The 21411-nt window shown below is 41.0% G+C and carries 20 protein-coding genes and 1 pseudogene; 18 read left to right on the forward strand and 3 right to left on the reverse strand.

Annotated features, from left to right (window positions below):
- Nucleotides 1-736: 736 nt before the first annotated feature.
- Nucleotides 737-1294: pseudogene (rsmD, locus tag ACRYKC_RS07830) on the forward strand (16S rRNA (guanine(966)-N(2))-methyltransferase RsmD); the annotation flags it as partial.
- Between the two features lie 12 nt (nucleotides 1295-1306).
- Nucleotides 1307-1786: a pantetheine-phosphate adenylyltransferase gene (coaD, locus tag ACRYKC_RS07835; RefSeq protein ID WP_433806191.1), complete on the forward strand. Its 480-nt coding sequence runs from the start codon at nucleotides 1307-1309 to the stop codon at nucleotides 1784-1786.
- Nucleotides 1787-1801: 15 nt separating this feature from the next.
- Here the strand turns inward: coaD and ylbJ are convergent, their stop codons facing one another.
- Complete coding sequence (ylbJ, locus tag ACRYKC_RS07840; protein WP_433806192.1) at nucleotides 1802-2989, reverse strand: sporulation integral membrane protein YlbJ; 1188 nt, start codon at nucleotides 2987-2989, stop codon at nucleotides 1802-1804.
- 189 nt (nucleotides 2990-3178) lie between these two features.
- Between ylbJ and ACRYKC_RS07845 the strand changes: the two genes are divergently transcribed.
- Nucleotides 3179-3967: a patatin-like phospholipase family protein gene (locus ACRYKC_RS07845; protein ID WP_433806193.1), complete on the forward strand. Its 789-nt coding sequence runs from the start codon at nucleotides 3179-3181 to the stop codon at nucleotides 3965-3967.
- Between the two features lie 3 nt (nucleotides 3968-3970).
- Nucleotides 3971-4999 (forward strand): SepM family pheromone-processing serine protease, encoded by a 1029-nt coding sequence (locus ACRYKC_RS07850; RefSeq protein WP_433806194.1) that lies wholly within the window; start codon nucleotides 3971-3973, stop codon nucleotides 4997-4999.
- 30 nt (nucleotides 5000-5029) lie between these two features.
- On the opposite strand, the gene ACRYKC_RS07855 is transcribed toward ACRYKC_RS07850, so the two are convergent.
- On the reverse strand, nucleotides 5030-6244 hold the full coding sequence (locus ACRYKC_RS07855; protein ID WP_433806195.1) for a nucleotidyltransferase: 1215 nt from the start codon (nucleotides 6242-6244) through the stop codon (nucleotides 5030-5032).
- A gap of 210 nt (nucleotides 6245-6454) precedes the next feature.
- Here ACRYKC_RS07855 and ACRYKC_RS07860 point away from each other — a divergent pair, with 210 nt between their 5' ends.
- From ACRYKC_RS07860 to ACRYKC_RS07875, 4 genes are all read left to right on the forward strand, one after another.
- Nucleotides 6455-6976, forward strand: a complete 522-nt coding sequence (locus tag ACRYKC_RS07860; protein ID WP_433806196.1) for a YceD family protein — start codon at nucleotides 6455-6457, stop codon at nucleotides 6974-6976.
- Between the two features lie 48 nt (nucleotides 6977-7024).
- Nucleotides 7025-7198 (forward strand): 50S ribosomal protein L32, encoded by a 174-nt coding sequence (gene rpmF, locus ACRYKC_RS07865; protein ID WP_085030048.1) that lies wholly within the window; start codon nucleotides 7025-7027, stop codon nucleotides 7196-7198.
- Nucleotides 7199-7282: 84 nt separating this feature from the next.
- On the forward strand, nucleotides 7283-8047 hold the full coding sequence (locus ACRYKC_RS07870) for an enoyl-CoA hydratase/isomerase family protein (RefSeq protein WP_433806197.1): 765 nt from the start codon (nucleotides 7283-7285) through the stop codon (nucleotides 8045-8047).
- Nucleotides 8048-8111: 64 nt separating this feature from the next.
- Complete coding sequence (locus tag ACRYKC_RS07875) at nucleotides 8112-8588, forward strand: RsfA family transcriptional regulator (protein WP_433806198.1); 477 nt, start codon at nucleotides 8112-8114, stop codon at nucleotides 8586-8588.
- A gap of 125 nt (nucleotides 8589-8713) precedes the next feature.
- Here ACRYKC_RS07875 and ACRYKC_RS07880 read toward each other — a convergent pair whose 3' ends face one another.
- Nucleotides 8714-9199: an N-acetyltransferase gene (locus tag ACRYKC_RS07880; protein ID WP_433806199.1), complete on the reverse strand. Its 486-nt coding sequence runs from the start codon at nucleotides 9197-9199 to the stop codon at nucleotides 8714-8716.
- Between the two features lie 160 nt (nucleotides 9200-9359).
- Here ACRYKC_RS07880 and ACRYKC_RS07885 point away from each other — a divergent pair, with 160 nt between their 5' ends.
- From ACRYKC_RS07885 to ACRYKC_RS07930, 10 genes are all read left to right on the forward strand, one after another.
- The gene (locus ACRYKC_RS07885; protein ID WP_433806200.1) at nucleotides 9360-10241 is read left to right on the forward strand and encodes a 2-dehydropantoate 2-reductase; all 882 of its coding nucleotides are present in this window, start codon (nucleotides 9360-9362) and stop codon (nucleotides 10239-10241) included.
- Nucleotides 10234-10614, forward strand: coding sequence for a DUF3397 family protein (locus ACRYKC_RS07890; RefSeq protein WP_433806201.1), 381 nt, complete (start codon nucleotides 10234-10236; stop codon nucleotides 10612-10614). Before ACRYKC_RS07885 ends, ACRYKC_RS07890 begins: the two co-directional genes overlap by 8 nt.
- A 97-nt stretch (nucleotides 10615-10711) precedes the next feature.
- On the forward strand, nucleotides 10712-12337 hold the full coding sequence (bshC, locus tag ACRYKC_RS07895; protein ID WP_433806202.1) for a bacillithiol biosynthesis cysteine-adding enzyme BshC: 1626 nt from the start codon (nucleotides 10712-10714) through the stop codon (nucleotides 12335-12337).
- Nucleotides 12338-12495: 158 nt separating this feature from the next.
- Complete coding sequence (mraZ, locus tag ACRYKC_RS07900) at nucleotides 12496-12927, forward strand: division/cell wall cluster transcriptional repressor MraZ (protein WP_433806203.1); 432 nt, start codon at nucleotides 12496-12498, stop codon at nucleotides 12925-12927.
- Nucleotides 12928-12950: 23 nt separating this feature from the next.
- Complete coding sequence (gene rsmH, locus ACRYKC_RS07905; protein ID WP_433806204.1) at nucleotides 12951-13931, forward strand: 16S rRNA (cytosine(1402)-N(4))-methyltransferase RsmH; 981 nt, start codon at nucleotides 12951-12953, stop codon at nucleotides 13929-13931.
- Nucleotides 13928-14296: a cell division protein FtsL gene (gene ftsL / locus ACRYKC_RS07910; protein ID WP_433806205.1), complete on the forward strand. Its 369-nt coding sequence runs from the start codon at nucleotides 13928-13930 to the stop codon at nucleotides 14294-14296. Before rsmH ends, ftsL begins: the two co-directional genes overlap by 4 nt.
- An 18-nt stretch (nucleotides 14297-14314) precedes the next feature.
- Nucleotides 14315-16465, forward strand: coding sequence for a penicillin-binding protein (locus ACRYKC_RS07915; RefSeq protein WP_433806206.1), 2151 nt, complete (start codon nucleotides 14315-14317; stop codon nucleotides 16463-16465).
- An 86-nt stretch (nucleotides 16466-16551) separates the two neighbouring features.
- On the forward strand, nucleotides 16552-18474 hold the full coding sequence (locus tag ACRYKC_RS07920) for a stage V sporulation protein D (RefSeq protein WP_433806207.1): 1923 nt from the start codon (nucleotides 16552-16554) through the stop codon (nucleotides 18472-18474).
- A 70-nt stretch (nucleotides 18475-18544) separates the two neighbouring features.
- Entirely contained in the window at nucleotides 18545-20017 is a 1473-nt protein-coding gene (locus tag ACRYKC_RS07925; RefSeq protein WP_433806208.1) for a UDP-N-acetylmuramoyl-L-alanyl-D-glutamate--2,6-diaminopimelate ligase, read from the forward strand.
- A complete protein-coding gene (locus tag ACRYKC_RS07930; protein ID WP_433806209.1) occupies nucleotides 20017-21375 on the forward strand; it encodes a UDP-N-acetylmuramoyl-tripeptide--D-alanyl-D-alanine ligase in 1359 nt (452 codons plus the stop codon). Before ACRYKC_RS07925 ends, ACRYKC_RS07930 begins: the two co-directional genes overlap by 1 nt.
- The last annotated feature ends 36 nt before the right edge of the window (nucleotides 21376-21411 follow it).

The raw sequence follows: 21411 nt of genomic DNA on the forward strand, positions 1-21411 counted from the left end.
CAGGAGTCTCACCATTTCCCCTCCCACCTTGCTATTTTTTGGCGGGACGGAAACCCATGCAAAAGTAGAAACCGCCCATTAATTTTGCATATTCACTTTGATAGTATCCTGTTGGAATAGGATGGTAATGTATTTCAAGGTGCTTATATAAAGAAATTCAATTAGCCTCACTTTAAATTGCTGAAACCAGGTGGGTTTGAGAGGTTAATGACAGCTGGGATGGCTGGGAAATGACGAGACTCCCGTGGGAGAAGGACCTAGACGAGACCCCACAGAGAGCGCAGCGAACGAGGAGGCTCGGCAGTTCCCCCACAGGAAAGCGAGTTATTTTCCAGCCAATTACATATACAAACCCACGATATCTCGGAATCGAATCTTCCAGAATACTGCTATATAGTTGGATAACTTCGAACTCAAGCTGATCAAAGATAGGTGTACAGATCGATTAATGGAAGATAAGCATAAAAAAATAGGGCTGTCTTAAACAGACAGCCCTTCTTTTTTGAAACATTTACGATGATTCAAAAAAGTAAAGGGAGAGGAGAAACCGGAGGAAGTGCTTATGGGGATGTAAGCCTTCTCCGTTTTCAGAAGCAGTTTGTTCCGCTTCAACCTCTAGTATGACCATTGACAACGATGTATATTCAATGGATCTACAAATAATTTTAAAAATCAGGTAGATTTCCTGACCAAGAGTTTTTATGGTAGGATAATGTAGAATGATGACAAAAGAGGTGTACATAACATGCGAGTGATTGCTGGAGAATTCAAAGGAAGACAGCTTAAATCTGTTCCCTCTCACCAGACACGTCCTACGACTGACAAAGTGAAGGAAGCGGTATTCCACATGATTGGCCCTTATTTTCAAGGAGGTCGTGCTTTGGATTTGTTTGCCGGAAGCGGAGGGCTTGGAATCGAAGCTATGAGCCGGGGCGTAGAGTCATGTGTGTTTGTCGACCAACAGCAAAAAGCAATAAAGACGATCCACGAAAACATAGAGTTGTTGAGGATTCACGAGCGTACGGAAGTATTTCGTACGGATGCTATGAGGGCTATTAAGGCAGCGGGAAAGCGCGGTCTTTCATTTGAGTACATTTTCTTGGATCCACCTTACAAGAAGTTTTCCTATAAGGATCTGATGGAAGCGCTTCTAGAACATGATTTAATTGGTGAAAACGGGATCGTTATTTGTGAACACGATGCATCAGAAAGCATTCCATCAACAGTAGGACGTCTGAAGCTAATAAAATCTGATATTTATGGAACGAATATAGGTGTATCTATATTTGAGTGAGGAGGAAAAACGATGACACGTTTAGCGATTTGTCCGGGAAGTTTTGACCCGGTTACATATGGACATTTAGACATTATACAAAGGGGAGCTAAGGTATTTGATCACTTGATCGTGGCTGTTTTTAATAATCAGAGTAAGTCCCCTCTATTTGATGTAGATGAAAGACTAGCGCTTCTTCAGGAAGTGACAAAAGATATGGATAACGTTTCCGTCGACGCGTGTGAAGGTCTTTTAATGGACTATGCAAAAGAAAAAAATGCACAAGCGATCATCCGTGGACTGCGTGCTGTCAGTGATTTTGAGTATGAAATGCAGATCACTTCTATGAACAGAAAGCTGAATGAAGAGATTGAAACCTTTTTCATGATGACAAATAATCAGTATTCATTCTTAAGCTCCAGCATAGTTAAGGAAGTAGCCAAATATCGAGCGAATATTTCTGATCTTGTCCCACCTCCTGTGGAGAAAGCTTTAATGGATAAGTACTTGTAATACAAATACCCTCTATCAACTTTTTCGATAGGGGGTATTTTTAGTATAGGTTTTACCAGTATGGCTCTGCCATTTAAAGAAAATCATAAACATAATCATCATTAAAGTAATTGGTGGTCCATAGTGATGGAAGAATTCCATAATAGGTGTTGTAAAATTCTCCTTGGGGTTCCAAATGGCCAGGCTTTTTGCCTGTAAGGAGGAACGGGTGTAAAAATAATATAAGACGACCATAATCCCCGCGGCTAGCAATCCGTGAGCCAATCGGGCGATTGCATAAGGTTTGAATCCGATATCAGTTTCAGCAAGAATACTTGCTATTTGAGCCTGTATAGAAAAACCGTGGAATCCTAAAATAAAGCTCACAAGTACAAGTTGAGTTAATAAGGGTTCTCCTGTTTGAGTGATGGCTCCGATCCCTGTTGTTAATTCTAGCATTCCTGCGATGAGGGGTGCATGAAAGCTTTCAGGTATTAAGGAGAGAGAAAGAAGGAATGAAAGAATTTCCATAATTCCTGTCTGCTTAAACAACTCTGTTAAAACTGAGAAAAGCATAATGAATCCCCCTACCATAAGCAGGGTATCTACGGATTTTGTTACAGCGTCTCCCATCAGCTTCCCAAGTGTTCGACCGTCATTAATACGAGACTGATGCATTCTAGAAAAAGCATCTCTAATCGAAGAGTAATGGGATTCCCGTAATTCTAAATCTTCGTTCCTTTTATAAAATTTCATTATAAATCCTACGAGTACGTTTCCTCCGTAATGGGAGACAGCGATCAATATCCCTAGAGAAGGATCGTGGAAAAATCCCACTGCGATTGCTCCAAATATAAATAGTGGACTTGAAGCATTTGTAAAAGCAACAAGTCGTTCTGCTTCTACTTTGGTTAGCTCGCCTTTTTTTCGTAAATCTGCCGTCCATTTTGCCCCTGATGGATATCCGCTCGCCATCCCCATGACCCAAATAAAGCCTCCTGATCCAGGAACATTAAATAATGGCCGCATGAATCGCTCGCTCAGGGCCCCAAGGCCATGAACCACTCCGAAACCGATCAAAAGTTCAGCTGTAATAAAGAATGGAAGCAGAGAAGGAAAGACGACTTCCCACCATAAATCCAAGCCTCTTAAGCTTGCAGATAGTGAGTCTTTAGGATAAAGGATTAATGCAGCGGCAAGTCCTGTTGTCAAACAGGTTAACACCAAGGTCTTTATTTTCGATATAGGGAACACCTCCCTTGGCCGTAACGGTTTTCTGTACTTCTAATTTCACTCATAGTAGAATGGGGATATATTTGAACCTATTGCTTGTACCTATACACCATGTGTACGCTCATAACTTATATGTTTATACCATAAAATAAAACAAAGTCAGCGAAGGAGGAATGTCAAGTGAATCGTCCAAAGGTCGGTTTGGCTCTAGGGTCAGGAGGAGCCCGGGGATTTTCCCATTTAGGCGTCCTTAAAACACTCAAAGAGTATGACATTCCGGTTGATATGGTGGCGGGAAGCAGTATGGGAGCTCTGGTAGGCTCTTTTTTTGCAGCGGGTCAACAAATTGAAGACCTCTACAAATTAGCCTTTACTTTCAAGCGGAAATATTATCTTGATTTTACAGTTCCCAAGATGGGCTTTATCCAGGGAAGAAGGATCAAGGAATATATCCGTTTATTTACGTTTGGAAAGAATTTGGAAGATTTTGATTTGCCGATGGCCATTATCGCGACAGATTTATATGCAGGAGAAAAGAAAGTATTTAGAACAGGACCAGCTAGTGAAGCGGTTCGGGCCAGTATTGCGATCCCGGGCATTTTCGTGCCAGAAAAGATTGATGACAGGCTTTACATCGATGGAGGGGTTATGGACCGAGTACCTGTGTCCGTGGTTAAAGAGATGGGGGCAGATGTAGTGATCGCTGTCGACTGTGCTCATTTCGATGCCGACCCGAACATTAACTCTATTTATGATGTCATTATTCAAAGTATTGATATTATGCAGGATGAATTAGTTACGGCTATGGGTGTATCGGTCGACGCTGATGTAATGATCCGGCCAGACGTATCTAAATACAGTTCGCGTGCTTTTACGAATATCAAGGAAATCGTTGAAGCAGGAGAAAAGGAAGCTGTGATCCATATAGAAGCGATCAAGAAAATGTTGGCTGACTGGAAGGAGTCTTAATGAATGAGGTCAAATAAACGAGTAATTATAACTGGAATTATAACTCTTTTAATCGTTGCTTTTCTGGGAGCTTATCGTCTTCCTTACTATATTTATAAACCTGGGAATGCCGATGCCCTTGATCCAATTGTAGAAGTCACAGATGGTTTCTCAAGTGAAGGGGATATGCATCTAGTGACAGTACGGGGAGGACAGGCCACGCCATTACAATGGTTGATTGCAAAAGTTAGACCTTTTCATCAGGTCTATCCATTGGAGGATATCCGACCTGAAGGTATAACTGAAGAAGAGTATTACCACGCTCAATTGCGGATGATGGAATCCTCACAAGAAGCAGCAAAAGTGGTTGCCTATAGGGCCGCTGACAGAGAAATTGACATTAATTATGAAGGTGTATTCGTCATGGATGTAATCAAGGGGATGCCTGCTGAGGATCAATTGAAATCAGGGGACGAAATCACCCAAGTTAATGGGGAAAACATTCAAGAATCTGCCGATTTAATTGATTATGTATCAGATATGAAAAAGGGAGAAAAGGTAACACTGACGATTAAGAGAGAAGGGGAAACGTTACAGAAAGAAATTGAATTAGCCCCATTCCCAGATAACAAGGAAAAAGTAGGAGTAGGAATTTCTTTAGTAACAGATCGTACGGTCGAAGTTAACCCTGAAGTGAAAGTGAAAAGCGGGGAAATTGGTGGCCCTAGTGCAGGATTAATGTTTTCTCTAGAAATGTATGATCAGTTAACTGAAAAGGATGTTACAAAAGGCTACCAAATTGCAGGTACTGGAGAAGTAAATTATGAAGGTCAAGTGGGGCGAATAGGAGGAATCGATAAAAAAGTTGTAGCAGCATCTGAGGATGGATGCCAAATCTTCTTTGCGCCAAACGAAGAAGGCCGTGAAGGTTCTAATTACCATGTTGCTAAGCAAACCGCTGAAGAAATCGACACAGATATGAAGGTGGTTCCAGTGGATACGTTCCAGGATGCCGTTGATTACCTGAATAAGCTAGAAGCGAAAAACAGCTAGCAAAAAACCAGCCAGTCATTGGCTGGTTTTTTATATGCGAATAGGTGGACCAAATTCACGCTGGAACATTTTCACTCTGTTTTCAGCATCCAGAACGCTGTAATAGGCAGTAGCTGCTCTTTCCTCAAGATCAAGCATGGAATGATCTATTTGCTGGGGTTGTGTGATAAGCGGAATATCCATTTGTTTTTTACAAGTGTTCAAGTATTCCCTGCCTGTTTTATTCATTCCTAATACACGAACGTAAGGAGGCTGAGGCAATCTGAGAAGAGAACTTGCCTCTTCCTTTCCTGTACCGATCAAAATGTGTACCAGTGTACGCTGCAGTCTCGTCCATGTGTATCTTTTAGTTTTAAGTGCTTCCATGAATTTATCAAAAGAGGCTGCTCGCTTGATTGTCCGTTTTAAACGGTGCTCAAGTCCTTCATCTACACCATGTATTTTTCGAAGCTCGTGCTCAGGGGTTGTTAAGATCTTGTATTGCAGAAAATGAAAATAACGCTCCCACTCATGCCATAGATGGGTTTTCTCTCTATATTTATTTAACTGATCTTCTGTCACTTTCGGCATCGACTTGCTTGCATTTTCTGTGAAACAATGATCTTTTAGCAATTCTTTTCGAATACTTGTAGCACTGGCGATATCTCCAGCGATCGTATCATCATGGTAATGACTATTTGTCCGCTTAACGGTCATCGGTGCAATATTATCATTGTACAGAAGGATCTGCTTCACATAGCTATAGCCTAGAATATTGTTAGGCTGTGTCAAATCAATACTTTCTGTGGGGAGTTCAATGGCTTTATATCCTAAACGTGACGCTTCTGGAAAAGAGAGTCCTTCACTCAGCTGTTTCTTTACTGTTTCGTTAAATAAACCTTCGTTTCTTTTTAAGTGCTCATGAGCCTCCAAAAACTGATTGATCTCACCGCTTTCGCTGCCAAAACAAATAGCTTCCACTCCCATTTCAGACAACGTCTGTACAGCTCCCTGACTGAAATAATCACTATGTTCTACCGCATATATGTATGGAAGCTCAAGGACCAAGTCTGCTTCCGATTGTAGAGCTGCTTTCGCCCTGTGCCACTTATCTATGATAGCGGGTTCACCACGCTGTAGAAAATTTCCGCTCATAATTGCGATTAGACAATCAGCACCGGATTGCTGTCTTGATTGCTCCAAATGAAATTGATGGCCATTATGAAAGGGATTATATTCAACAATGACTCCACAGGCTTTCATCATTCCATAACCTCCTTTAATTATTATTCGTGTCTATTGAACGTTGGTAAGGTTTATTTTATCATGGAGAGAAGGAAAATTCGCATCGAACATGTCGAATGAAAAAATTTAAATAAACATTCTTCATTGTAGAATAATAAGGTGTAAAGAAAAAATATTGACAAATAAGCGAAATCCTTTTACAATAACTCTTGTTGCCATGAGGTGATAACAATGAAATTTCCTCTACAAAAGCTGAGACAGGCGGGAGACGAACCGTTTGTATTTGATGAAGAAGTGGATATTAGCGAACTAGAGGGTATGAATAATGACATACGCAGGATTACTCCTGTGCATGTTAAAGGTCAAGCGATCACACGAGGAAATGATATTACTGTAACTTTTTCAATTGATGGAGAAATGGTCTTGCCTTGTGCCCGGACGTTAGTCGATGTGACATATCCGTTTCACATTGAGGCAATGGAATTATTTAACCTTTCCCCTTATCATACAGAAGAAGGTGATGATGAAGTTCATCCTGTGGATGGAGAAATGCTTGACTTGACGCCTTATATCAAGGAAAATGTACAATTGGAGATTCCAACTCGCATATTTTCTAATGATGATGAGGCTCACGATGAGGCCCCCCAGGAAGGGAAAGGCTGGCAGGTGGTATCTGAGGAACCTGAGGAAACAAAAGTGGATCCTCGAATGGCTAAACTGCAATCATTATTTAATGACGAAAAGAACGAATAAGAAAATCTTCATGGTTTTCTATCGAAAAAGAAAAAGGAGGTGTACAACATGGCAGTACCAAAGCGTAGAACTTCTAAAAAAGTTAAAAACCAACGTCGTACTCACAAAAAACTTCATGTCCCTGGTATGGTAGAATGCCAAAACTGTGGCGAGTACACGAAACCACACCATGTTTGCAAATCTTGTGGACAATACAACGGAAAACAAGTGGTTAATGACTAATCACGCTGTTTTTGGAGAGTCTGATTCTTATCAGACTCTTTTTTTAATTGTATTATGATAAATTTATGGGAAGGAGGGACTGAATTGGAACTGGTAAAGTTAGCATTTAAAGACGAAGGATACGCTCAATTGACTTTGAACAGAACAGAGAAGTTGAATAGTGTTTCAAAACAGATGACGGATGAGCTCTACAAGGCTCTTCAAAAGGTTAAAGAAATGAAGGATATTAAGTTCCTTACGCTTACAGGTGAGGGAGAAAGAGCCTTTTGTACAGGAGGTGATTTAACGGAACTCCATGCAGATATGAATGCTGAAGAAGCTTATGGTGTACTTCATCCTATGAAGGTAGTGCTGTATGAATTGGTTACGTTACCTGTGCCGACGATTGCTTTGTTAAATGGACAAGCGAGAGGTGGAGGATGTGAACTTGCCACGGCGTGCGACTTTCGATATGGTGTGGATTATGCTTCCTACGGATTCGTGCAGGCGAATCTAGGAATTACTCCAGGGTGGGGAGGAGGAGTGCTGCTCTATTCTCGTATCCATTCAAATGCTGCAGCACACTGGTTAATGGAAGCAAAGATGTATACTGCCAAGCAAGCTTATAATACCGGATGGTTACATAAAGTGGTTACTGTAAACCAACTAAGATCTATGGATATAATCCAGTCTTTTTTAAATAAGACTCCAGAACAAATGAAATGGTTCAAAAAACAATATACCTCTCATATTTTTGCACGTGACTTATCCCTAAAGATGGAAGAGGAAGTGCGTCAATGCTCTCTCCTGTGGGAATCGGATGCTCATAAAGCAGCGGTTCAAAAGTTTATGGATAAGAGAAAAAACTGAAGAATAGGATTCTATCAACCATCGTTCCTGCATAACTATAAACAAACGATAGAGGAGGGATGGTATGGATGCCCCTAGACAAGACGCCTGGAAGGAAGAGGAAGATCTCCTGCTGGCTCAGACCGTGTTGAGATATATACAAGAAGGAAAAACTCAGTTAGAAGCATTCCAAGAAGTGGCGGAGAAACTGCGGAGGACCCCGGCAGCTTGCGGTTTCAGGTGGAATGCAACAGTAAGAAAAGAATACCAGGAAGAAATCCAGCAAGCGAAACAAAACCGAAAAGAGAAACGGACTGTTTTTTCAGCTTCATCTACTACTGAAGATTCCCCTATGTCCATCGACGCAGCAATATCCTTCTTAAAAGAAATGAAAGTGAAGCAATTTGAGGATAACGGGAAGCAGAAGCTTGAATATCAACTGAAGAAACTGGATGAAGATAATCGGAAATTGAGAGATCAATTAAAACAGTGGGAGCAAGCATGGAACGAAATGGATAAACTCGTCCACTGGGTAAAAGAAAGGCATAAAAGCCCTATTTAGGAAGTTAGAACGAGAGCATAAAAAGATGGCATTACCCGAACTAATAATAGTACGTATTGAAAATTAAATGAGGCGCATAAAAAAGGCCACTACGATGCGTAGCGGCCTCATTCGTTTGTATATTTTTATGCGTTGACGTCTCTTTCTTCTACACCTGTCGGCATCCAGATCAACGGATTCTCACTTAAGTCACGCTCTACATCATAGTGAGCTTTTTGAAAGCCCATCTTTTCCCAGAAAGCATGAGAATTAATGCGAGGGTTGGTTTTAATAGGAAGGTTGAAGCTTTTTGCGAATTCTACCAGTGCTTTACCGAACCCTTGCCCACGGTAATCAGGAAGAACTTCTAGCTTCCAAAGCTCCAAATAATCTTGAGGCGGTTGAAAGTAGTTATCGTACTTGGCTTTGACGCGGTATAAGCTCATACGTGCAACTAAAGCGCTTCCATAATAAATACCGAAAAAAGGCGATTCGCTATCGTTCTCAACGATATTGCTTTCAAGATCTTCAAGCATTGTAAGTTCTTGATTTCCGTATTCTTTAAAGCGTTTAAATTCTTCAAGTGTTTTATAATTCACCAAAAGTGGTTGGACCTTAGTAGTGGTCATCATGAAAGATTCCCCTTTCTAATATCTGTATCTTACTTCATTATAATATAAAAATTTTCAGAATGAAATAAACAATTCTCTTCATGACAAAATCTGACTGCCATCCTCAAAGTGACTCTGCTACAATAAGGAAAAAAGAAGACGAGCGAAATGAGGGGTTACGATGAATGTAGGGATTATTGGGATGGGATCGGTAGGTATGCTGATGGCCGCTTATTTGGGAAGGGATCACATTGTCGACGTTTATGTAAGAAATGAGGAGCAGAAAGAAAAACTAAACCTAAAGGGAATCTTCTGTGACGCAATAGGACAACCTGTGTCTGTCAATGCTCATTTATTAGAGGAGGGGCTTCCGAAATCTTATGATGTTCTGATTGTCGCTGTAAAACAAACCGGGATCGATTCTTTGTTAAATAATCGTTTTCCCTCTGATACACCGGTTTTGTTCTTGCAAAATGGTATGGGCCACATTGAAAAATTATTAGAAAAACCCTACCCAGCTTGGGTGGGAATTGTAGAACATGGAGCTTTAAAGCAAGATCACTGTCACGTGCTTCATACAGGAAAAGGTATTGTGAAGATTGCCAGTGTCACAAAGGAAAGAAACATCGAGAAGATAGTTTCCTCATTTAACCACAGCGATTTCCCAGTTGAATATGAACCAGATTACAAGGAAATGCTGATTTCTAAGCTAATAGTAAATACAGTAATCAACCCTCTAACCGCTTTATTTAAAGTTAACAATGGGCATATAATAAGTAATTCTTACTTGAGAGAGTTAGCGGAAGCTGTTTGTTTGGAGGCTTGCCTCACACTTAACCGCTCTTTTCATGAAGAGTGGGAAAATGTCCTGACTATTGCTGAATTGACCTCCGAGAACCAATCCTCTATGTTTAAAGATCTGGTGGAAGGTAGACAAACGGAAGTAGATGCCATCAGTGGTTACATCCTTAATAAGAGTAGAAAACCCCTTCCTTACCACCAATTCCTAGTTCAAGGGATTCACGCACTTCAGTGGGAAAGGGGGATTAGGATAAATGGGTGATGCCCTTGTTTTCTTCTTTGCAGCTATATTAACGCTGCCTATTCCTTTTATTTTCGTCTTTTATTTTTTAACGAGAAAATGGACGAAGCATAAATGGAAAGCGATTCATCGCACGACGAGTTTGTCAGCTCCTGTTTTCATTCTATCTGTCCACTTGCTTTTACTCGTATTATTTGAGCAGAGCTTTTTTGCTTATATTCTTATCTTTTTATTTCTCCTATTAGGTCTGTCCCTTATCGTGCAGTATAAATTACACGAGGAAGTGCGCTTGAGACGGGTGTTTAAAGCGTTTTGGCGTATCAGTTTTCTATTTTTCACTTTCTTTTATTTTGGGCTGACCCTCTATGGTCTTCTTGAGCGATTGTTCTCTTAACAAACAGATTAGATGAACTCCTGGGATCTTTTTTGTACAATACAATAGGATACATACTACTAAGAATACTTAACCCGATAAAGGAGTAGTTCAAGACATGCGTATTGATCCGATTGCATTACAATCGAAGCAATTATTATTTCATGAATATAAAAACAACTTTCAAGCGTTAGAAGATAAATTTGAATATAATCCCCAGGATCAGACTATTTGGTCCAACCGCTTAAACTATTTGCGAAATAACAACTATCAAAGGGAAGCTCTTTCAACTGTAATTAAGAACATGAATGAAGAATGGAGAGCTCCTTCATCAACTTGTACAAATATAGAAATGATGAAAAGAGAAGAGAGTACAGTGGTTATTGCTGGTCAGCAGGCAGGTCTTCTGACAGGTCCTCTTTATACCGTTCATAAAATTATTTCGGTTTTGCAGCTTGCTAGACAGAAGGAAAAGGAACTTAGAAAGCCTGTCATTCCTGTGTTTTGGATTGCAGGGGAGGATCATGACTTTGATGAGATCAACCACCTGTTTATGAAAGACAAGCAATCTATGAAGAAAGCCACTATTCAGCAAGTCCCTGAAAAGAAAGCATCCGTATCTGATATAACTATTGCTCAAGAGGATGCGGAAAATTGGATAAAACAAATCTTTCAGGCTGTCAGAGAGACAGAGTTTACAAGTGATTTCTACCATCAGGTACTACATGCGTTAAAACAATCGGAAAGTTACAGTGATTTCTTTGCGAGGCTTGTCTACTTATTATTTCCTGAAGAAGGGCTTGTGGTCGTAGACGCTCATGATACGCGCATTCGAGATTTGGAAAGTCCATATTTTAAAACAATGATTGAAAAGAACGAGGATATTGCCAAAGGGGTGTTTTCCGCCCTCCATATAAATCGACAGCAAGGATATGAAACGGTTCTCGATAGTGAGTGGAACGATGCTCATCTCTTTTATCATCAAAAAGGAGAACGCGTTTTGCTGACTCGTGATGAAGATGGCATTTTTAGAGGGAAGAATAATGAGGTAGCCTTTACGAAAGAAGAGCTCCTTCAGGTAGCGGAGGAGAATCCCCAACATTTAAGTAATAATGTGGTAACGAGACCATTAATGCAAGAAAGTCTATTCCCTGTGCTAGCATTCATTGGAGGGCCAGGTGAAATCAATTATTGGGCTGTGCTTAAGCCTGCTTTTCAAGCAGCAGGGATGCAAATGCCACCAGTTTTGCCTCGTCTATCTTTTACGCTTATTGACAGGAAGGCGGAACAACATATGGAGCGGCTGCAAATTGAGGCCGCCCATGGCGTTCAATATGGAACTGGGGAAGAAAAAATGAAGTGGCTGGCATCAAGGAACGCTCCTCCGATTCAGGAACTTAGTAAGCAAGTAAAATCAGAAATCGATCGGATTCACCGTCCATTACGTGAGAAATCGTCTGATTTTGGACCTGATATTGAACAACTCGCTGAAAAGAATTTGCAATACATTTTTCAGGAGATTGACTTTTTAGAGAAAAGAATGACCCAGTCATTAGAACAGAAGTATAATCAGGAGGTCAATCAGTTTGATGATCTTGATCTGCTGCTTCGTCCGAGTGGTGGTTTGCAGGAAAGAATGTGGAGCATTGTACCTTGGGTGAACCAGCATGGCACAGATTTGTTCCAACGAATCAATCACCATCATTATTCATTTGAAAAAGATCATTACGTGGTGTATGTATAAAGTCTCCCACAATCCCCCACCATATAAAATGAATACAGAAACCTTTGAAATCTTGCCTTCCGGGGCAGGATTTTTTTATTAGAGTTCGAATGAATAAAAAGTATGTGGAGAAAAGTGGGGCGATGTGGTAAGCTGAAAATAGAAGGTGGGGGAACCATATGTTCATGGGTGAATTTCAACATAACATTGATGCGAAAGGACGAATTATTGTCCCTTCCAAGTTCCGTCAAGATCTTGGAGAAAGCTTCGTCCTCACTAGAGGTTTAGATCAATGCTTATTTGCTTATCCTATGAACGAATGGAAGCTGCTTGAAGAAAAACTGAAGAAGCTCCCACTGACTAAGAAAGATGCCCGTGCCTTCACAAGATTCTTCTTTTCTGGAGCTGTCGAATGTGAAGTGGACAAGCAGGGAAGAATTAACATTCCTCCGCCCCTCAGGAAATATGCGACACTTGAGAAAGAATGTGTAGTCATAGGTGTTTCCAACCGCATTGAATTTTGGAGTAGTGATAATTGGGAAACTTATTTCGAGGCATCTGAAGAGTCGTTCTCTGAAATTGCAGAGAACATGTTAGATTTCGATATTTGATAGACAGAGAAACGAGTGAGACGATGTTTGAACATTATAGTGTGTTAAAAAATGAAACCATCGAGCAGCTACATATTAAGCCTCAGGGGGCATACGTAGATTGCACTCTCGGTGGTGGAGGTCATACAGAATTTATTGCATCCCATTTGGATGACAATGGTCATGTTTATGCTTTTGACCAGGATGAAATGGCTCTAGAAGCCGCTAGAGAGAGATTGAAGCCTTATGAAGGTAAAATTACATTTATTCAAGCGAATTTCCGTCAACTTGAAGAAAAGTTACAAGAGATTGGTGTAGAGAAAATTGATGGAATTGTTTACGATCTCGGGGTTTCAAGTCCACAACTGGATGTAGGTGAACGTGGGTTTAGTTATCAAAACGATGCACCACTGGACATGCGTATGAATCAATCGGCTGATTTAACAGCAAGAGAAGTTGTAAACGAGTGGCCGTTTGAAGATCTAGTGCGTATCTTTTTTAAATATGGTGAAGAAAAGTTTTCGAAGCAGATTGCAAGGAAGATTGAGAAAGCTCGTGAAGGAAAACCGATCGAAACGACGGGAGAACTGGTCGAGTTAATCAAAGAAGGAATTCCAGCTCCTGCAAGGAGGAAAGGAGGGCATCCGGCCAAACGAGTATTCCAAGCAATTCGTATTGCTGTAAATGATGAACTTGGAGCTTTTCAGGACAGTCTTCATCAGGCTGCAAGAGTTGTTTCTGTCGGAGGTAGAATTTCTGTCATTACTTTTCATTCCTTAGAAGATCGTTTGTGCAAACAAGCCTTTAAGAAATGGAGTACTAATCCGCCTTTACCAAAAAATATTCCAGTCATTCCGGATGATAAGCAGCCCCCATTCAAACTTGTAACACGAAAACCGATTGTAGCTGAAGATGTTGAACTTGAAGAGAACCGTCGCTCACGCTCAGCGAAATTAAGGGTGGTAGAGAAAGTCAAACCTTGGAATAGTGAATTTCAATATGAAGAAGGGTGGAAGAGAACATGAGCCTTGAGCATGCCAAAAAGGCCCAGCAGCCTTTACAGCAACCGGAAAAACAAAAACAGGTTAAAGTAAAGGTCCATAAAAAACGGTGGATTAGTACAGGTGAGAAGTTTTTATACTCGATTTCAACGACAGCAGTACTTGCTGCTTCCATTTTCTTTGTCCAGTTTTCAGCGACCACGGACTCTTTGAACCGTGATATTAGAAGCTTAGAGAAAGAAATTTCTCAGCAGGAGTCACAGAATGAGAACCTTGCTTATCAAGTAAAGGAATTGAGTAATCCCGATCGAATTCTGAAAATAGCTAAAGAAAATGGATTGAACATCCAAAATTCAAAGGTGAAACAAGCTGGCACAGTCAGCAACTAAATAATTTGGTGATATGATATGAAAAGTCCGAACACACATAGAGGTGCAGCTCTATTAATTTTGGCGTTTTCTTTCATGTTCCTCATCATTGCCGGAAGGTTCTTATACATTGAAACGACGGCAACGGTCGAAGGAGTAAACTTGGAAAAGTGGGCCAAGGATGTCCGTACAAGTTCTTATGAAATTGACGCAAAAAGAGGAAAGATCTTTGATAAAAATGGTATGGTCCTCGCTTATGATCGACCCATGTACAGGTTACATGCCATTGTAGACCCTGACTATACGACAAATCCTAAGGAGCCCAATCATGTGACGGACATTGAGAAGACAGCGTCAAGATTGGCTCCTTTGTTGGATATGGAAGCAAGTGCCATGGCTGAAATCATGGAAAGCGGTAAAGAAAATAACCGTTTCCAAGTTGAGTTTGGTGCAAACGGTCGAGAAATTTCTCAAGAAAAAATGGAAGAAATCAAGGACCTTGAATTGAGCGGCATCGAATTTGAAGAAGAAGCAAAAAGGTATTATCCAAATGGTTTATTTGCTTCTCATGTCATTGGGTTTGCCCGCTCAGAGGACGGTAAGATTTCTGGTGTTACTGGAATAGAAAAACAAATGGAAAAATATTTACAAGAAAAAAAGGGATCGATTAAATACGAACGTGATAAATACGGAACCAAGTTGCTCGATCCGAATCAAGTAATGACAGAGCCCGATAATGGTGAAGACGTTCATTTGACGATCGATCAAAAAATCCAGACCTTCCTTGAGGATGCCATGAGTCAAGTAGATGACCAATATAGCCCTGAAAAGATCATGGCTGCCGTCATGGATCCTGATACGGGCGAGATTCTTGCCATGAGTAATCGCCCTAGTTATAACCCTAATGACATTGGAGATGTTCAGAACTGGTACAATGATTTGATTTCCTACCCGTTTGAGCCAGGATCGACAATGAAAATCTTCACATGGGCCGCTGCCATTGAGGAAGGTGTTTATAACGGTGACGGTGAGTTGTTTCAGTCTGGGACTTATAAGGTAACCGAGAACTCTCAATCGATTGGTGATCATAATAATGGCGAGGGCTGGGGCAAGATTTCATACGATGAAGGTTTCCAACGGTCCTCCAACGTTGCAGCTTCCAAGCTTGTATATGAAAAGCTTGGACCAACGAAATTTCGTAAGTATTTGTCTGCCTTTAATTTAACAGATAAATCTGGGATCGATCTTCCTGGAGAACTTACAGGTAGATTGGTATATGAACGTCCAATTGAACAGATTACTACAGGGTTTGGACAAGGATCTACTTTTACTCCTATGCAGCTCTTGACCGCTGCAACATCTGTTGCAAACGACGGGAAAATTATGCAGCCATATATGTTATCTGAAATCACTTCCAGTGAAACAGGTGAAGTCTTAAAAGAAGGAAAACCAGAAGTGATTGGTGAACCAATTTCTGAAGATACAGCTGAGAAAGTCAGAGAACTTATGGGAGAAGTCGTAACTTCTGAAAACGGAACAGGACAGTCCTTTAAGCTGGATGATTACTCTCTTGCTGGTAAAACGGGAACAGCGCAAATCAATAAGCCTGGTGGCGGCTATATGTCTGGACGTGAAAACTACGTGTTCTCGTTCATGGGAATGGCTCCGAAAGATGATCCTGAACTGTTGATGTATGTAGCAGTAAAACAGCCAGAGCTTGAACCTACTGAATTAGGTTCAGAACCAGTTTCTTACATTACTAGAACAGTTATGGAAAATAGTTTGCACTATCTAGATATTCAGCCGGATAAAGATGAAGATAACAGTGTATCTCAGCACAAATTGCCAGATGTAACAGAGATGTCTTCGAATGAAGCTGAATCAAAGCTAAAAGAAACTTTCAACAGCGTTGAAATGATTGGGAACGGAGAAAATGTCGTAGATATTCTCCCTGCTCCAGGCACCAAGGTGCTGAAAAATCAACGGATCATGGTGATAACGGATGAACCGGAAATGCCGGATCTAACTGGTTATTCCTTAAGAGATGTTCATCGTTTTGCAGAATATTTTGATTTAAATATTGAAACGATGGGGAACGGATATGTAACCTCACAAGGAATTACAGAAGGATCAAAAATAAAAGAAGACGGGTATTTAGTTGTAGAACTATCCCCGCCCGATACAGAATAAGGCCATTCCAGGCAGTGTTCTAATCGTTTCTTGATTGCATATAGTGATACAAGCCGACTCTAACGACTTTTAAAGGAGTTATGGAGATGAGACGAGTATCACAAGTAATAGTCAAGAAACGATTAATCACTGTTTTTCTTTTTGGAATGGTTATTTTTATGGTTATTATCGGAAGATTAGGCTATGTTCAATTTTTCCTCAGTGACTTTCTTATTTCAAAAGCGGAGGAATCCTGGAGCCGTGACATCACTTTCGAACCTGAACGAGGGAAAATCTTAGATACGAATGGAGAAGTTCTCGTAGGCAATCAGTCAGCGCCTACAGTGATGGTTGTACCCAGACAAATTAAAGATCCTGAATCGACTGCCAAAAACCTAGCCCAAATTCTTGAAATGAGTGTTGAGAAAGCTTACACGCATGTGACGAAACAAATATCCATTGAGAAGATCCACCCTGAAGGAAGAAAGATTTCAGAAGCTCAGGCGAAAGCGATACAATCCCTTTCGATGCCAGGGGTTTATATCGCAGAAGACTCTGAACGTTATTATCCCCATGGATCTTTTCTTTCTCATGTACTCGGTTTTAGTGGAATTGATAATCAAGGATTGCTTGGGCTTGAGGCGCACTATGATGAAGAATTAAGAGGTGAAAAGGGTGCCCTTTCCTTTTTCTCTGATGCCAAAGGGAAACGTATGCCTGATATGGCGGATGTATATAAACCTCCTGTCGACGGAAAAGACTTACAGTTAACAATTGATTACAAAGTGCAGTCTATTATTGAACGTGAGCTGGACATTGCTGTTGCAAAGTATAATCCTGACGGGGCAGTGGCGTTAGCGGTTGACCCTGATACAGGACAAGTCGTCGGAATGGCATCACGTCCGAACTTTAATCCTGCCAATTATCAAGAGGTGGACTCTAAGGTCTATAACAGAAATTTGCCTGTGTGGAGTACGTATGAGCCGGGTTCGACGTTCAAGATCATCACCCTAGCTGCTGCCCTGGAAGAGGATCTTGTGAACTTACAAGATGAACATTTTCATGATTCAGGGGCAGTCAAAGTAGATGGAGCTACTCTCCACTGCTGGAAACGAGGGGGGCATGGAGATCAAACATTCCTGGAAGTTGTGCAAAACTCCTGTAACCCTGGCTTTGTTGAATTGGGACAGCGTTTGGGTAAAGAAAAACTGTTTGAATATATCGATTTGTTCGGTTTTGGTGAGAAAACGGGCATAGACTTAGAAGGGGAAGGTAAAGGAATTCTCTTTAAACCTGAAAACGTAGGTCCTGTCGAACAGGCGACTACGGCTTTTGGTCAAGGGGTTTCAGTTACACCGATTCAGCAAGTCATGGCCGTAGCAGCCGCAGTTAATGGTGGATATTATTATGAGCCTTATATTCAAGAAGCTTGGCTTGACCCTATATCTGGTGAGGTATTAGAAAAGAATGAACCTAAATTGAAGAAGAGGGTCATTTCAGCTGAGACGTCCAAACAAATTCGTGGTGCACTCGAAAGTGTAGTCGCGAAAGGAACAGGTCGAGGAGCTTATGTAGAGGGATACCGTGTTGGAGGTAAGACAGGAACAGCACAAAAGGTAGGCCCTGACGGTAAATATATGGAAAATAATCACATCGTTTCCTTTATCGGTTTTGCTCCTGCTGATGATCCGGAGCTTGTTGTGTACCTCGCGATTGATAACCCTAAAAACACCGTTCAATTCGGTGGTGTAGTCGCTGCACCAATTGTCGGAAACATTATGGAGGACAGTCTGAGAGTATTGGGAGTTAAGCCTCGAAAAGATGGTCTGGAGAAGGAATATTCTTGGCCAGATGAACCTCTCGTTGAAGTACCGAACGTTACAGGGATGGAGAAAAAAGAACTGAAAAATCTCCTTACTCCATTGAAAGTAGAAGTAAGCGGTAAAGGCAATAAGGTCATCACACAGGCCCCAGAAGCAGGGGTTAAGGTTCCAAGCGGTTCAAAAGTTAGAGTGTATATGGGAAATTAAAAAAAGAGAGCATACAAGAGGTTTGTTCGTTTGATATAATACGTCTTGTATGTGTGTGAGGGTGACAGTTATGAAAATGAAAAAGTTGTTAGAGCATCTTCCTTTTTATCAAGTAACTCAGCCCATTTCAAGATTATCGGTTCAAGGGATTTCAATGGATTCAAGATCCATTGGTCCTGGCGACCTTTTTGTTTGTATAAGGGGAATTAAGGTTGATGGTCATGATTATGTCCAGGACGCAGTAAACAATGGGGCTGTTGCTGTCATGTGCGAAGAAAGCGTTGATACTAGCGTCCCTGTCATTCTAGTCAATGATACTGTAAGGGCAATGGCCATGGTGGCTTCTACCTTTTACGGCCATCCGTCAGAAAGTCTGCACGTCATAGGAGTGACTGGCACCAATGGCAAGACGACCATTACTTACTTGCTCGATGAAGTATTCTGCCGTCATAAAAAGGTTACAGGCTTAATCGGAACCATACAAATATGTGTCGCAGGTAAAGCCTATCCAGTAAAAAATACGACACCTGATGCCCTTTCAATCCAAAAATATCTCTCTATGATGAAAAATTCAAAAGTAGATACGGCCATTATGGAGGTATCCTCTCATGCGCTCGATCAAGGCAGAGTATATGGCTGTGATTTTGATATTGCCATATTTACGAATTTAACAAGAGACCATTTGGATTATCATCATGATTTCGATGATTATCTTCGGGCTAAGTCCCTATTGTTCGCGCAATTGGGGAATGGGTATAATAGTGGACGTGACAAATACGCAATTATAAACATGGATTCACCTGTAGCTAAAAGGTTTATCAGATCCACTTCCCAGCCTCTATTGACCTATGGAATCAACCAACGTGCTGACATTATGGCTAAGGATTGTGTGCTTAAGGAGACGGGAACAACTTTTACGCTCACGACTCCAGAGAATGAAGTACGTATTGATAGCCCGCTAATGGGGCTTTTTAATGTTTATAACATGCTCGCCGCTGCAGGAGCAGCTCTTCTCTCAGGTATCCCTTTATCAGTCATTCAACAATCTTTTAACCAATCGAGGGGTGTTCGTGGACGTTTCGAACCTGTTAGAGAAGGGCAAGACTATGGTGTGGTTGTAGATTATGCCCATACACCTGATTCCTTGGAGAACGTACTGAAGACGATAGCAGAATTGTGTACGGGTCAGATTCACGTCGTGGTAGGTTGTGGAGGAGATCGTGATCGCAGCAAGCGTCCTTTAATGGCTCAGGTGGCTGTAAAGTGGGCAGATCGTGTGATTTTCACATCAGATAATCCACGTACTGAAAATCCAAATCAAATATTTAAAGATATGACCAATCATGTACAGGGAACCTATAAAGTTATTGAAAATCGACAACTAGCAATCGAATCCGCATTAAGGACAGCAGCTAAAGGAGATGTCGTATTGATTGCTGGAAAAGGACATGAAACATATCAGGAAATTAACGGCGTCCGTCATCATTTCGATGATTGTGAGGTTGCAAGAAAGATTCTAAGAAGTATGAAGGAGAGTCCATAATGATTTTTGAAGTTCAAGAACTATCTACACTTTTTTCGGATTTTAGGGGAGCGGCAACGGATCGAATTTCAATCAATGAGATTATGACGGATACAAGGAAAGAATCAAGCCAAAGCCTTTTTGTGCCGATCATTGGAGAATCTTTTGACGCCCATCAATTCTTAGCGGAAGCTATAAAGAAAGGCGCCGTAGCATCACTATGGCAAAAAGATCGTGAGTTGCCTGCTATGATTCCGACAGATTTTCCAGTGTTCTTTGTTGAGGACACTACGAAGGGACTGCAGGATCTAGCCTCTTTTTATTTAAATAAAATTTCACCTAAAGTAGTAGGCGTTACAGGCTCAAATGGAAAAACAACTACGAAGGATATGGTGGCATCTGTACTGTCCACTCACTTTAAAACGCACAAAACCCAGGGCAATTTCAACAACCATATCGGTCTTCCTTTGACGATTCTAGCTATGGATCAAGATACCGAAGCACTTGTACTGGAAATGGGGATGGATAAAGCTGGTGAAATTTCCGTGCTCTCCAATTTGGCGCATCCGGATCACGCGATTATTACCAATATTGGTGAGTCTCATATTGAAAATCTGGGTTCAAGAGAAGCGATTGCAGCGGCCAAATTAGAAATTACAGACGGATTGCAACAAAATGGCCGGCTGATTATTGATGGAGATGAACCGCTTCTTTCAAGTGTGAAGAAACAGCAATCAACCATTACGTGTGGGTTTAATGAAAATAATGCTTATCCTATCGTGGTTGAAGAACTTTCCGATAATAGAAGTGTATTCTCGCTTACGGGCCACACGTACGAATTGCCAATGGCCGGTCGCCATAACGTGAAAAATGCTTGTTTCGTAATTGCTCTAGCTGAACAACTTGGTTTAACACAAGAAGAGGTACAAAAAGGTTTTCATCAGCTTGAGATGTCCGGTATGAGATTTGAGAAGGTAGAAGGGCTCAATCATTCCCTCATCATTAATGACGCTTACAATGCGTCACCAACATCGATGAAAGCTGTAATTGAAGTTATTGCGCAATTGACATCCAAATCTAAAAAGGTGTTAATATTAGGTGATATGTTTGAACTTGGTGAGCAATCAGAAGAATTACATGAAAGTGTAGCAGAGGCCATTGATGAGAACATTCATGCTCTCTTTACAATCGGTGATCATTCTGAGAAAATTTCTACGGCTGTCAGTCAGAACAAGCCAACTATTCAAACATCCCATTTCAAAGATAAAGAAGCTTTATGTCATTATGTACGCCCGATGTTGACGTCTGAAACAGTAGTATTAATTAAAGCATCCAGAGGAATGAAACTTGAAGAGCTGCTTAATGAATTAACAGAGTAAACCTACGGCGATGACGATAAAGTATAAGGAGGAGCA

Source organism: Halobacillus sp. A1-3 (assembly GCF_050971765.1).
GTDB lineage: Bacteria > Bacillota > Bacilli > Bacillales > Halobacillaceae > Halobacillus > Halobacillus mangrovi_B.

What these genes read in the sequence shown, in the direction of transcription:
- coaD (WP_433806191.1), top strand. Translation starts at nt 1,307, where the DNA reads ATGACACGTTTAGCGATTTGTCCGGGAAGTTTTGACCCGGTTACATAT.
- ACRYKC_RS07850 (WP_433806194.1), top strand. Translation starts at nt 3,971, where the DNA reads ATGAGGTCAAATAAACGAGTAATTATAACTGGAATTATAACTCTTTTA.
- ACRYKC_RS07855 (WP_433806195.1), bottom strand. Translation starts at nt 6,244, where the DNA reads ATGATGAAAGCCTGTGGAGTCATTGTTGAATATAATCCCTTTCATAAT.
- ACRYKC_RS07860 (WP_433806196.1), top strand. Translation starts at nt 6,455, where the DNA reads ATGAAATTTCCTCTACAAAAGCTGAGACAGGCGGGAGACGAACCGTTT.
- rpmF (WP_085030048.1), top strand. Translation starts at nt 7,025, where the DNA reads ATGGCAGTACCAAAGCGTAGAACTTCTAAAAAAGTTAAAAACCAACGT.
- ACRYKC_RS07875 (WP_433806198.1), top strand. Translation starts at nt 8,112, where the DNA reads ATGGATGCCCCTAGACAAGACGCCTGGAAGGAAGAGGAAGATCTCCTG.
- ACRYKC_RS07880 (WP_433806199.1), bottom strand. Translation starts at nt 9,199, where the DNA reads ATGATGACCACTACTAAGGTCCAACCACTTTTGGTGAATTATAAAACA.
- ACRYKC_RS07885 (WP_433806200.1), top strand. Translation starts at nt 9,360, where the DNA reads ATGAATGTAGGGATTATTGGGATGGGATCGGTAGGTATGCTGATGGCC.
- ACRYKC_RS07890 (WP_433806201.1), top strand. Translation starts at nt 10,234, where the DNA reads ATGGGTGATGCCCTTGTTTTCTTCTTTGCAGCTATATTAACGCTGCCT.
- bshC (WP_433806202.1), top strand. Translation starts at nt 10,712, where the DNA reads ATGCGTATTGATCCGATTGCATTACAATCGAAGCAATTATTATTTCAT.
- mraZ (WP_433806203.1), top strand. Translation starts at nt 12,496, where the DNA reads ATGTTCATGGGTGAATTTCAACATAACATTGATGCGAAAGGACGAATT.
- rsmH (WP_433806204.1), top strand. Translation starts at nt 12,951, where the DNA reads ATGTTTGAACATTATAGTGTGTTAAAAAATGAAACCATCGAGCAGCTA.
- ftsL (WP_433806205.1), top strand. Translation starts at nt 13,928, where the DNA reads ATGAGCCTTGAGCATGCCAAAAAGGCCCAGCAGCCTTTACAGCAACCG.
- ACRYKC_RS07915 (WP_433806206.1), top strand. Translation starts at nt 14,315, where the DNA reads ATGAAAAGTCCGAACACACATAGAGGTGCAGCTCTATTAATTTTGGCG.
- ACRYKC_RS07920 (WP_433806207.1), top strand. Translation starts at nt 16,552, where the DNA reads ATGAGACGAGTATCACAAGTAATAGTCAAGAAACGATTAATCACTGTT.
- ACRYKC_RS07925 (WP_433806208.1), top strand. Translation starts at nt 18,545, where the DNA reads ATGAAAATGAAAAAGTTGTTAGAGCATCTTCCTTTTTATCAAGTAACT.
- ACRYKC_RS07930 (WP_433806209.1), top strand. Translation starts at nt 20,017, where the DNA reads ATGATTTTTGAAGTTCAAGAACTATCTACACTTTTTTCGGATTTTAGG.